Here is a 12,123-nt window from a genome sequence, read left to right on the forward strand (position 1 = left end):
AAATTGTAAATTGATCAAAATTTGCGTTTTCAAAGTATGAGCATGGCATCTCCATAAGAATAAAAGCGGTAATTTTGTTTTATAGCCTCTTCATACAGCCTTAATGTCGTTTTTCTACCTATAAAGCTTGCTACAAGCATGATAAGAGTGGATTTTGGTAGATGAAAATTGGTTAAAAAATAATAATTTTGCCTTAAAGGTGGATTATGAGGGTGCAAAAAAAGTGTGCATTCTCCGCTTTTTTGCTGAGTTCTTAAAAAGTTTTCAATCACTCTTGTCGTGGTGGTGCCAACGCCAAGTATAGGTTCATCACTTTGCAAAAGCTTTATAAGCTTTTCATCTATGAAAAAGCGTTCAGCGTGCATTTTGTGCTCATTTAAAAACTCAGTTTCAACACTTTTAAAAGTCCCAGCACCCACATGCAAAGTAAGCGTGTAAATTTCATGTTTTAAGGCAAGTTTTTTAAGCTGGTTTTTTGAAAAATGAAGACTTGCAGTAGGTGCAGCAATGCTTCCTTTATGCCTTGCAAACTCGCTTTGATAATTAATCTCATCGCTTTTTTCATCAGTTCTTTTGATATAAGGAGGCAAAGGCACATGTCCGATTTTTTCAAGCTTTAAAAAAAGCTCATTTTCACTAAGTTCTTTTTGCGTATCAAAAAAACGCACCTTTCTAAAACCATCATCACCTAACGCAACAACTTCAGCCTTTAAATTTAAATCAAATTCCAAAATATCTTTTGGCTTTATCCTGCCTTTAATCTGCACTAAAAAAAGTCCATTAGCTAAGGTTTTATGATATAAAAGTTCTATTTTTGCTCCACTTTGTTTTGTGCCATAAATTCGAGCCTTTATAACCTTAGTATCGTTAAAAACGATAGCACAAGGAGGTAAAAACTGCTCTAAATTTCCAAAAAAAGTATGCGTTATCTTTTCTTTTGCTCGCTCATAGACTAAAAGCTTGGCATTTTCTTTTGGTAAAATTGGTTTTGTGGCTATGAATTCTTGAGGCAAATTATAATCATAACTTGCGACACGCAAATCCTCGTCATTTCTCATCAAGTGTTTCTTTTTGGGCTGGGTTGATTTTCTTAGCAATAAAGATAGAAAGCAAATATAACAAACACAAAGGTCCAGCCATCAAAAATTGAGAAAGCACATCAGGTGGAGTCATAAGGGCTGAAAAGATAAAGATAACAAGCACTGCTACTCTAAAATGCTTTTTTAAAAAAGTATCATCAACAAGGTCAAGTTTTGCTAAAAAAAAGGTTAGCACAGGCATTTCAAAGGCTAAGCCAAAAGCAATCATTAGTTTTGTAAAAAAGCCTACATAAGGTCCAAGGCTGATTAATGGAGCTAAGTTTTGCGTTACAGCTCCAAAATGAATGAGAAAAGCAAACGCCATAGGCACAGCGATAAAATAGCAAAATCCAGCTCCAAGTAAAAACATAATGGTAGCTGAAACGACAAAAGGGATAACCATGCGTTTTTCATTATCATAAAGTCCCGGAGCTATAAATTTCCAAAGTTGCCAAAAAATCACTGGTAAAGCAAGGATAAAGCCCGCAAAAAAACTCACCTTCATCGAAGTAAAGATAGGTTCAGTAAGCTCTGTGAAAGTCATTTTGTTTGAAAGTTCAGGCAGGGCATCACGAACAGGTTTAGTTAAAATACTGATAAGGTATTCATTGAAAAATAAGCACACGATAAAAAAGCCAAGAAGCACAACAACGCTGATAAAAAGCCTTTTTCTTAGCTCGATTAAATGAGGGCGAAGTTCTTCAAACATGTTTTACCTCTTTTGACTCCCTAGTTTCTTGGTTTTTTTCTTTCATATCGTTTGAATTTAAATTTTTCTCATCAATATGTTTTTGGGCTTCTTTTAAGTCATTTTCTATGATACTAAGATCTTTTTTAATCTCATTTGTATCTGCTAGAATTTCTTTTTTTAGTTCGTCAAATTCCTCAAAACTAAGCTTTTTTCTTATGTTTTGATTATACTCTGAAAATTCATCTTTGTATTTTTGACTTTCTTCTTTAAGTTCGCTAAGTTGGAGTTCTTTTTCTATACTTTCTTTGGCTTCATTGACTTGTTTTTTAAGGGCTTTGATTATTTTAGCAATCTGTGCTATAGTGCTTGGTAATTTATCAGGTCCTAAGACTAAGATCGCTACGATAATAATAATGATGATCTCGCCCATACTCATACTTTTTCCTTTTAATATTTAAAACTCAAGGCTTAATTTTACACAAATTTGCCTAAAATTTCCTTTTAGTTTTGCAAAAATAAGACAATTTCATCACTAAGCAAGAAATTTGTATTAAAAAAACGATGATTTTTGTAGATAAGCTTTTCTTTCTTGCTTAGAAACAAAGCTTTTTCAAGCTCTTTTTGACTCAGTCTTTTTTCATCTATGCCTACACAGCTTCTTAGTCCTAAAAATAAATGCTCTAAGTGCAAATCTTCTTTGCTTAAAAGTTCCATTTTTCGAAAGCAAGGCTCTTTGATATAGCTTTGTAAATTTGCTTTGGTATAAAAGCGTCTATCATCTTTAAAACCAACACTGCTTAAACCACAGCCTATATAGTTTTTACCTTGCCAATAGGCTAAATTATGCTTGCATTTTTTACCAAAATTGCTTATCTCATACTGCTTCAAGCCTAAATTTTCTATATTTTTAATAAAATATTTCATCAAATTTGAAGCATTTTTTTTATAATGCAATTTTTTGCTAAAAGCCGTATTATTTTCTATGCTAAGATGATACGCACTGATATGAGTAAAAAGCTTTTTTAAAGAATTTAAATTTGCAAGTTCAAAATCAAGCATTTTTTTTGTGTCCATTTTTGTATCATAAATCATATCGATATTTATATTTTTAAAGCCGACAAAATTTGCGTTTTCAAGAGCTTCAAGCACCTCTTTAAAGCGATGTATGCGTCCTAGAAAATGAAGTTTTTTTTCATCAAAGCTTTGCACACCAAAAGAAATTCTATTCAAACCAAAACTTTTCATCATTTTAAGCCAATTTTTATCTGCTGAATTTGGATTAGCTTCACTTGTAAGCTCGGCATTTGGGGCTAAAAATGCTTGCAAAAACTCAAAAATAGGCTCGTAAAAATAAGCTTTAATCACGCTTGGTGTGCCCCCACCGATGAAAAGTGTTTGTATGCTTTGCTTTCGTGCGTTTAATTGATAGAGTTGGGTTTTTATATCCTTAAGTAAAGCTGACATATAAGGTTTTTCAAGTTTATTTGTGGCTAAAGAAGTAAAAGCACAATAATGACACTTGCTTTCACAAAATGGGATATGAAGATATAAATGCAAAAATAAGCCTTAATTTAAATGGAATTTGAGAAAATTTTAATAAAAAATTGATTTATATTAGGTTAAAATTAGACTAAAAAAATAAAAAGTTGAGTTAGATTTGATACAAGTTGAGAAAAAATACAGATTAAATGTCGCTGCAGTAGTGCTTTCAAGCACCTATCCTTTTGAGTGTAAGATAATGCTTGCAAAGCGAAATGATATAGATAATATTTGGCAATTCCCTCAAGGAGGTATTGATGCTGGAGAAAATCCGAAAACTGCTTTATTAAGAGAGCTTGAAGAGGAGATAGGCACGGCTGAAGTTGAGATTATCAGTGAGTATCCAAAGTGGTTGCAGTATGATTTTCCAGGCAAGGTAAGCGAGAAAATGTATCCTTATGATGGACAAAGACAAAAGTATTTTTTGGTGCGTTTAAAGGCAAATGCAAGGATAAATTTACAAACCAAAGAACCAGAATTTGAAGAGTATAAATTTGTAGATTTAAAAAAGCTTTTTGCGATGATCCATCATTTTAAAAGACCTTTATATGTTAAGGTGATTCGGTATTTTCAAGAGAAAGGATTTATGTAATGCTTATCGTTCAAAAGTATGGTGGAACGAGCGTTGGGGATTTAAAGCGTATAGAAGAAGTCGCTAAAAGGGTTATAAAGACAAAAAAAGAGTGTGCAAAGCTTGTGGTTGTTGTTTCTGCGATGAGTGGGGTGACAAACGAGCTTATAGATTATGCTCATCATTTTTCAAAACAGCCTAATGCCAAAGATATGGATATGCTCTTAAGTAGTGGCGAACGTATTGCTTCAGCATTATTAAGCATAGCTTTAAATGAACAAGGCTATAAAGCTCTTTCTTTTTCAGGCAGAAAAGCTGGTATTCTCACAGATAGCGTTTTTACTAAAGCAAGGATAGAAAAGATCGATACAAGAGCTTTGCAAGAAGCCTTAAATAATGATTACATCGTTGTTGTGGCTGGTTTTCAAGGTGTCAATGAAAAAGGTGAAGTAACAACGCTTGGACGTGGGGGAAGTGATTTGAGTGCTGTGGCTTTGGCGGGTGCTTTAAGGGCTGATTTATGCGAAATCTATACTGATGTTGATGGAGTTTATACAACCGATCCACGCATAGAACCAAAAGCAAGAAAACTTGATAGAATTTCTTATGAAGAAATGCTTGAACTTGCAAGTTTAGGGGCAAAAGTGCTTCAAAATCGTTCTGTGGAGCTGGCTAAAAAACTTGATGTAAAACTCATCACAAGAAGCAGTTTTAATAACAATGAAGGAACAATTATTACGAAAGAGGAAGGTATGGAACAAGCTTTAGTAAGTGGTATAGCTATGGACAAAAACCAAGCAAGGGTGACTTTAAGACAGATTGAAGATAAGCCCGGAATTGCAGCTGAAATTTTTTCAGCCCTTGCAGCAAGAAATATCAATGTTGATATGATTATTCAAAATGTCGGTGTCGATGGAGCGACAAATTTAGGCTTTACTGTGCCTGAAAATGATCTTGACTTAGCCAAAGAAACAATGCAAAATATTTTAGGGGCTAAGAGTTTGATTGAAACAGATAAAGAGGTTGTGAAAGTTTCAGTTGTGGGCGTTGGTATGAAATCACACTCCGGCGTAGCTTCAGCTGCTTTTCAGTGCCTTGCAAATGAGGGTATAAACATACAAATGATCTCTACAAGCGAGATTAAAATTTCAATGATAGTGCAAGAAAAATATGGCGAACTTGCCCTAAGAGCTTTACATAAAGTGTATAAGCTGGACGAAAAATGAGTGAAAATATCCTAAGCTATGCCCTAAAAAGTATTCGTGAAGGTGGCAGTTCTATGGCGTGGCTGGAGACAAGGAGGCTTGAGCTTGTGCCACTTTTAAGTGCGAGATTAAGGCTTTTGGTGCTTGAAAATAAACCTTTCGTGCTGATGTGCGATGAAGAGCGAACTTGGTATGAGTCATATTTGCTTGAAAATATCAATGCCAAAGCATATCGTCCGCTTGTGCCTGTTTTTTCTTTACAAGCCTTATGCAAAAAAAAAATCGAAAAGAGCGAGGATATAGCTCTTTTAAATGATTTGCTTGAGCTTGCATTTCCTAATGGTTTTGTGTATTTTTACATAGGTTCAAATTTAGATAAAAAAGCCCAAATTGCAAAGTCAAAAGATGATAGTTTGCTTTGGCTTTTTGATGAGGATTTACAAAATAGTTTTTATCTTAATAGCAAAGATAAGGACTTAGATAACAAGCTATTAGCACTTTATAGGCTTTTTGATGAAATGCTTGATGCGATTTTGTTTTCAAGGGTGAGCCTTTGAGTTTTGTCAGCAAAATTCTTATCAGTGATGATTTTGAGGGTTTGAAAGAAAAGTTTATCAAAGAATTTGGTGAAAAAAAATTACGTTTTATCCCAAAAATGCCAGCAAATGAACTTTTAATGGAAGATGCTAGAGCCATAGAAAAAGAAAGTTATATAGCAGAAAATACTGAAAAAATCATCATCATCATGGCAAAGGCTTTTCGTATTGAAGCACAAAATTTCTTGCTTAAGCTCCTTGAAGAACCACCAAGAAATATTAAATTTCTCATCATCAGCCCTTCAAAAAATTTGCTTTTGCCAACCATACGCTCAAGGCTGATTTGTGAGAATTTAAAGCCTAAAAAAGTAAGAAAAGTCCTAGAACTTAATTTTGAAAATCTTGATTTAAAAGAAATTCTTGCTTTTTTACAAAAAAATGAAAGTTTAGATAAAGGCGAGCTAATGGAGCTTATCGCTCAGCTTGGACTAGAAGCAAGTAAAAATAAAAATTTAAGCGAAGAAGAACTTGAGTTTTTTTATGAAGCTTATGAGCTTGCAAAGCTTAATTCAAAGCCAAGTATCTTACTTTCAAGCTTACTTTTAACACTATATAAGGCAAAATAATGCTGTGTTTTCATATCGATGAAAAGAGTGATTTTCATGTGCTTTGTAAATTTATAAAGCCTCATAAAATGGGCGAAAAGATTATGAGTGCAAAAAGTAGATTGCATTTTTTTTTCATTCAAAACTTAAGCACCCCAGCTGCAAATATACTCAAGCAAGACGCCTTAAGAGTAGGAGCAGAACTTGTTACACAAAGTGAGCTTATACTTGGCACGCTAAAACATTCAAATGCTTTATTAATCGCTAATGAAGAACAAATCATTAAGCTTGTAGCTAAAGAAAAATTGCAAGATTTTAAACTCAAGGAGCTTGCGAAATTTTTGGAAAAAAGCTTTGTAAAGCCAAAGACTGCAAAGCTTATGGGGGTTTTAAATATCAACGAGGATAGTTTTAATGCCCAAAGTAGGGTAAGCTTAAACGAGCTTGAAGCAAGACTTGAAACTCTTTTAGAGCTTGAGCCTGAATTTATCGATATAGGAGCGGTTAGCTCAAGACCGGGTAGTGAGTATTGTGGGAGTGAAGAAGAATTTAAAAGGATAAAGCCAGCCCTTGATTTGATCTATGAAAAAGGCTTATATGAAAAGGCGATTTTTAGCCTTGATAGCTTTGATTATACTTGTTTAAAATATGCTCTTGATAGAGGTTTTAGGCTCATTAATGACATAAGCGGGCTTAAAAATTTAGATTTAGCTAAACTTGCTAAAGAATACAAGGCGTATTATTGTTTAATGCACATGCAAAACGATCCTAAAACCATGCAAATTAAGCCCCATTATGAGAATTTACTCTTTGAAATAGCTAGTTTTTTCGAGCAAAAGCTTGAGCTTTTAAAGAACTTAGAGGCTGATAAAATCATCTTAGATGTAGGCATAGGCTTTGGCAAAACTCCTAAACACAATCTCTTGCTTATCAAGCATTTAAGTCATTTTTTGCAGTTTGAAAAGCCCTTGCTTGTAGGTGCAAGTAGAAAAAGTGTAATAGATACTTATTTTAAAAGTGAGGTAAAGGATCGTTTGGCTGGCTCTTTAAGCTTGCATGCAAGAGCTTTTGAAAATGGAGCAAGTATCATAAGAACGCATGATTTATATGAACATAAGCAGTATTTTGCACTACAAAATGCGATAAATGAACTTGGAATTTAAAAAAGGACTTGAAAATGACTTATGAAAATTATCTTGAAAAAATACAGCTTGCAAATACCTATGCAAGGGCGTATTACGAAAAAGATGAGCCCTTAGCAAGTGATGAGGAGTATGATAAGCTCATAAGAGCATTAAGAGCCTTTGAGGCAGACAATCCAAGTCTTATCAGTAAGGATTCTCCAACTCAAAATGTAGCCCCTATTATACAAAGTGAATTTCATAAACTTAAACATAGAGCAAGGATGTGGAGCATGGAAGATGTTTTTGATGAGGTTGAGTTTAGGGCTTGGGCAAAGAGAGCAAAGTGTGAAAATGATTTTTTTATAGAGCCTAAATTTGATGGGGCAAGTTTAAATTTAACTTATGAAAATGGACTGCTTGTAAGTGGAGCTACTAGGGGAGATGGAGAGGTTGGCGAGGATATAAGCTTAAATATACGCGAGATAGCAAATATCCCAAAAACTATAGCTTATAAAGAATTTATAGAAATTAGAGGCGAGGTAGTGATCTTAAAAGCAGACTTTGAAAGACTTAATGAAAAAAGGGCAAATGAGGGCTTAAGTTTGTTTGCAAATCCTCGCAACGCAGCAAGTGGGAGTTTAAGACAGCTTGATACCAGTATCACTAAAGAGCGGAATTTAATGTTTTTTCCTTGGGATGTGGGCACAAATTCTTTGGAGTTTAAAAGTCATGCTGAAGTGATGGGCTTTGTAAGAGGGCTTGGCTTTTTAAAAGATGATTTTATCAAGATTTGTGCGAATTTAGATGAAGTTTTAAAAGCCTATGATGAGCTTTTGGCTTTAAGAGATAGCAAGGATGTGATGATGGATGGTATGGTCGTAAGAGTAAATGATCTTAGGCTTTGTGAGGAGCTTGGCTATACAGCGAAATTTCCAAAATTTATGGCAGCTTTTAAATTTCCAGCCCTTGAAAAAACAACGCGTTTATTAGGAGTAAATTTACAAGTTGGGCGAAGTGGAGTAGTTACGCCTGTGGCTGTTTTAGAAGCTGTTGATTTGGACGGAGTAAAGGTTAAATCAGCCTCTTTGCATAATTTTGATGAGATAGCAAGACTTGATATAAGGATAAATGATGAGGTTAATATCATTAGAAGTGGAGATGTGATCCCAAAGATCACAAAGGTATTTAAAGAGCGTAGGCAGGGTCTTGAGCAGCTTATTACTCGCCCAAAACTTTGTCCTATTTGTCAAAGCGAGCTTTTAGATGAGGGGGCTTTGATTAAGTGTCAAAATCTTGATTGTGAGGCTAGGGTGCTTGAAAGCATTATTTATTTTGTCTCCAAAAAGTGCTTAAATATAGACGGTTTAGGACAAAACATAGTAGAGTTTTTATACAAAAGGGGCAAAATTCATTCAACCTTGAGTATATTTGATCTTAAAAAAGAGGATTTTGAGGATTTAGAAGGCTTTAAGGATAAAAAGATCAATAATCTTTTAAAAGCCATAGAACAAGCCAAAGATTGCGAGCTTTTCCGCTTTATCAGTGCTTTGGGTATAGAACATATCGGTGAAGTTGCAGCTAAAAAGTTGGCAAATAGCTTTGGCTTTGAGTGGATTGATAAAAGCAGGCAAGATTTTGAAAGCTTAGAAGGCTTTGGCGTGCAAATGGCTGAGAGTTTGGCTGAATTTTTGCGTGTAAATAAAGAAAAAATCCTTCATTTTTATAAAATTTTAAGGCTTACTCACACTCAAAGCACACAAAATGAAAGTCAAATTTCAGGTAAGAGTTTTGTGATAACTGGCACGCTTTCAAAGCCAAGAGAGGAATTTAAAGCAAGATTAGAAAGCTTAGGAGCTAAAATCAGCTCTTCAGTATCTAAAAAAACTGATTTTGTGCTGTATGGAGCTGAAGCTGGAAGCAAGCTTGAAAAGGCAAGAGAGCTTGGAGTGAAAACACTCACAGAAGATGAATTAAACGAGCTTTTAGCTAAATAATATGCGATTTTTTACCCTTTTTTCACTCTTTGCATTTTGCTTACTTTGGCAGGAGCTATACTTTGCCTTTGCGTTTTTGCTTTTGCCTTTATATGTGATATTTTATGAGCTTTTTATCTTTTTAAAAGCAAGAAAAATGATCATTAAAAGAGCAACTTTAAGGCAAAATACCTTGTTTTATAGGCTTACTAATGGGGATTTTTTACCAAGAAGTCTAGCTTTTGTTTTTGCTTTTGGTATTTGGCTTCATTTAGTTTTGAATTTAATGCTAGCTGGATTTTTGGAATTACTTTTTTTATTTGTTATTTTTCCATGTTTTTTTGTGCTTGCTGTTTTATTTTTTAGAACTCAGTTTAAAAAACACCCTTATAATATCTTTAAATTTATACTTTTTGCAAGCTTACCTTGTGCCTTTTTTTATGCTTTAGCTCAAGTTTTTTTGCTTGAAAAAACAGAAGCTTTTTCGTATATTAGTAGCAATATTGATGCGTATAAAACAAGCTCGATTGCTTTTATTGATACGCTTTCTCAAGCCTTGCATATGCTTTTGGTGTTTAAAAATTTTTTATTACTGTTAAGTGATGATTTGAGTATTTATTTTGTTGTATTTTGCTTTGATTTTATGAATTTTTTTACTCAAGCTCTAGGTTTTGGTTTGATTTATAGCTTTGCGTTTAAGGGCAATATAGATTTTTTCTTATGCCTTATTTTTGGACTTTTGCTTTTGTTTTTATATGATGAAAAGAAAAATGAGGAGCACAAATACCAAGATAAAATTCCTGTTTTTATGCAAAATTTAGATCAAAGCTCGCTTTTTTTTGATGAAAATTTAAGTCTTTTAAGGCAAAAAAATCAAAATTTTTATAAAGAGCTTAAAAATTTAAGAAGCTTGCTTGATAAAAATGCCTTTGATATGGGAATTTGGTGGTTTTCAAATGATAAAGATAGGCTTAAAAAAGACTTAGATGAGCTCTTGCGATGAGATATGATATTTTTGTCAGTAAAAAGCTTGAAATTTCAAGGAACAAAGCCCTAGAGCTAATCGAAAACAAACAAATTATGCTTAATCAAAGCTTTTTTAAACCAGCCTTTGATATAAATGCTTATTATCTAAGCTTAAAGGGCGGGTGTGCCAAGCAAGAGCTAACGCAAAAAGAGCTTTTAGAAAGCCAAGCTTTAAATTTAAAGCTTTTAAACCAACTCTATGTTTCAAGAGCAGCTTTTAAACTTGAGGCATTTTTAAAAGAAATTAGGCTTGATATAAGAGGTAAAAGTTGCCTTGATATAGGTTCTAGCACGGGTGGTTTTGTGCAGGTTTTGCTTGAAAATGAAGCTAAGAGTGTGTTTGCTTTAGATGTTGGAGCAGGGCAATTGCATGAAAGCTTGCGTTTAAACTCAAGGGTAAAAAGTCTTGAAAATACTGATTTAAGAGACTTTGCAAAGAGTTATGAGGGGCAAAAATTTGAGTTTATTACTTGTGATGTGAGCTTTATCTCGCTTTTGCATTTGCTTAGTTTTATTGATAGGCTTGCAAAAGCTTATATCATTTTGCTTTTTAAGCCTCAATTTGAAGTTGGTAAGCAAGCAAAAAGAGATAAAAAAGGCGTTTTAAAAGATGAAAAAGCCATCAATTTGGCAAGAAAAGACTTTGAAAAAGCCTGTATGCAACTTGACTGGCTTTTACAAACAAGTATAAAATCAAGCTTAAAAGGAAAGGAAGGCAATGTCGAGTATTTTTACCTGTATTCAAAAAGATAGTATAGAAAGTCTTGCTATAGGTAGGTTTGATGGAATGCACCTTGGGCATTTCAAGCTTTTTTCCTATCTTGATAAAAATCCAGCACTTTTGCTTATTGATACAAAAAAGCCTTTTGCACTCACAAGCTTAGAGGATAAAAAAGAGCTTGTAAATTTTGAGTTCATTAATGTGAGCTTTTCTTTGCTTAAAGGACTGAGTGGAGAGGCGTTTTTAAGGCTTTTAAGGCTTGAGTTTAAGAATTTAAAAAAGATCGTCGTGGGTGAGGATTTTCGTTTTGGTAAAGATAGGGCTTTAGCTGCAAAAGACATTGAGCCTTTAAGTGGGATTAAAACGCTCATTGTAAAGGAGTTTGAACTTGATGGGGTAGGAGTGCATTCAAGTAAGATTAAGGAGTTTTTAAGTGAGGGATTGATTGAAAAGGCAAATGCTTTTTTAGGTAGAAGCTACAAGGTTAGCGGGGAACTTATCAGTGGGCAAGGACTTGGTTCAAAAGAACTTTTTGCTACATTAAATCTTGATACAAAAGAGCAGTATTTTTTACCTAAAAATGCGGTATATGCAAGCCATACTATAGTGCAAAATCAGCGTTTTAAAAGTGTAAGTTTTATAGGTAAACGCTTAAGCACTGATGAAAAGTTCAGTATAGAAACGCATATTATCGAGCCTTTTGGGCTTAAAGTTTTAAAAAATGAGCCCATAGCCTTAGAATTTAAAGCTTTTTTAAGAGAAAATCAAAAATTTAACACCCTTATCGAGCTTAAAGCTCAAATTCAAAAGGATATTAACAAGGCTTTATCTTTGCTTTGAGAATTTAAAAGTGATATATTTTTTCTAACATTGCTATAAAACAAAACAAAAAAAATTCAAAGTAAAATGTTTTATTGAAAAGCAAAATTACACCTAATGAGATATTTTAGAAAAATTATTATAGAAGATGCACTGCAAGGTATGGATTCTTAGCTAAAGCTTTGCGATGACATATCAAGCTTGTCATCGCAAATTTATAGTTTGTCTTTAGTA

Annotated in this window: 13 protein-coding genes; 9 read left to right on the forward strand and 4 right to left on the reverse strand. The window is 33.7% G+C overall.

All coding sequences use genetic code 11. The features are described from left to right. Window positions 1–29 precede the first annotated feature (29 nt). The 4 genes from queA to hemW all read right to left on the reverse strand — a co-directional run bounded on the left by queA (window position 30) and on the right by hemW (window position 3,327). Entirely contained in the window at window positions 30–1,058 is a 1,029-nt protein-coding gene (gene queA / locus DMB91_RS00105; protein WP_034904107.1) for a tRNA preQ1(34) S-adenosylmethionine ribosyltransferase-isomerase QueA, read from the reverse strand. Next, entirely contained in the window at window positions 1,048–1,788 is a 741-nt protein-coding gene (tatC, locus tag DMB91_RS00110; RefSeq protein WP_034904105.1) for a twin-arginine translocase subunit TatC, read from the reverse strand. The genes queA and tatC overlap by 11 nt, the downstream gene beginning before the upstream one ends. Next, complete coding sequence (gene tatB / locus DMB91_RS09205; protein ID WP_034904103.1) at window positions 1,781–2,206, reverse strand: Sec-independent protein translocase protein TatB; 426 nt, start codon at window positions 2,204–2,206, stop codon at window positions 1,781–1,783. The genes tatC and tatB overlap by 8 nt, the downstream gene beginning before the upstream one ends. A 65-nt stretch (window positions 2,207–2,271) precedes the next feature. Beyond that, window positions 2,272–3,327, reverse strand: coding sequence for a radical SAM family heme chaperone HemW (hemW, locus tag DMB91_RS00120; RefSeq protein ID WP_034904101.1), 1,056 nt, complete (start codon window positions 3,325–3,327; stop codon window positions 2,272–2,274). A gap of 103 nt (window positions 3,328–3,430) precedes the next feature. Here hemW and DMB91_RS00125 point away from each other — a divergent pair, with 103 nt between their 5' ends. The 9 genes from DMB91_RS00125 (at window position 3,431) to DMB91_RS00165 (ending at window position 11,910) form a co-directional block, all read left to right on the forward strand. Continuing rightward, window positions 3,431–3,901, forward strand: a complete 471-nt coding sequence (locus tag DMB91_RS00125; protein WP_034904252.1) for an RNA pyrophosphohydrolase — start codon at window positions 3,431–3,433, stop codon at window positions 3,899–3,901. Continuing rightward, a complete protein-coding gene (locus tag DMB91_RS00130; RefSeq protein ID WP_034904098.1) occupies window positions 3,901–5,106 on the forward strand; it encodes an aspartate kinase in 1,206 nt (401 codons plus the stop codon). Before DMB91_RS00125 ends, DMB91_RS00130 begins: the two co-directional genes overlap by 1 nt. Further along, window positions 5,103–5,642: a HobA family DNA replication regulator gene (locus DMB91_RS00135; protein WP_034904095.1), complete on the forward strand. Its 540-nt coding sequence runs from the start codon at window positions 5,103–5,105 to the stop codon at window positions 5,640–5,642. The genes DMB91_RS00130 and DMB91_RS00135 overlap by 4 nt, the downstream gene beginning before the upstream one ends. Further along, entirely contained in the window at window positions 5,639–6,247 is a 609-nt protein-coding gene (locus tag DMB91_RS00140; RefSeq protein WP_034904093.1) for a DNA polymerase III subunit delta', read from the forward strand. Before DMB91_RS00135 ends, DMB91_RS00140 begins: the two co-directional genes overlap by 4 nt. Then, complete coding sequence (folP, locus tag DMB91_RS00145) at window positions 6,247–7,389, forward strand: dihydropteroate synthase (RefSeq protein ID WP_034904091.1); 1,143 nt, start codon at window positions 6,247–6,249, stop codon at window positions 7,387–7,389. The genes DMB91_RS00140 and folP overlap by 1 nt, the downstream gene beginning before the upstream one ends. Before the next feature lie 14 nt (window positions 7,390–7,403). Beyond that, window positions 7,404–9,344 carry an NAD-dependent DNA ligase LigA gene (gene ligA, locus DMB91_RS00150; protein ID WP_034904088.1) on the forward strand — a complete coding sequence of 647 codons (1,941 nt, stop codon included), beginning with the start codon at window positions 7,404–7,406 and terminating at the stop codon, window positions 9,342–9,344. A gap of 136 nt (window positions 9,345–9,480) precedes the next feature. Then, window positions 9,481–10,326 carry a hypothetical protein gene (locus DMB91_RS00155; RefSeq protein ID WP_143116756.1) on the forward strand — a complete coding sequence of 282 codons (846 nt, stop codon included), beginning with the start codon at window positions 9,481–9,483 and terminating at the stop codon, window positions 10,324–10,326. Further along, on the forward strand, window positions 10,323–11,102 hold the full coding sequence (locus DMB91_RS00160) for a TlyA family RNA methyltransferase (RefSeq protein ID WP_034904083.1): 780 nt from the start codon (window positions 10,323–10,325) through the stop codon (window positions 11,100–11,102). Before DMB91_RS00155 ends, DMB91_RS00160 begins: the two co-directional genes overlap by 4 nt. Beyond that, window positions 11,068–11,910 (forward strand): bifunctional riboflavin kinase/FAD synthetase, encoded by an 843-nt coding sequence (locus DMB91_RS00165; RefSeq protein ID WP_034904079.1) that lies wholly within the window; start codon window positions 11,068–11,070, stop codon window positions 11,908–11,910. Before DMB91_RS00160 ends, DMB91_RS00165 begins: the two co-directional genes overlap by 35 nt. Window positions 11,911–12,123: the final 213 nt, after the last annotated feature.

The sequence above is a fragment of the Campylobacter sp. MIT 97-5078 genome (assembly GCF_006864455.1).
In the GTDB taxonomy this organism is placed as follows: domain Bacteria; phylum Campylobacterota; class Campylobacteria; order Campylobacterales; family Campylobacteraceae; genus Campylobacter_D.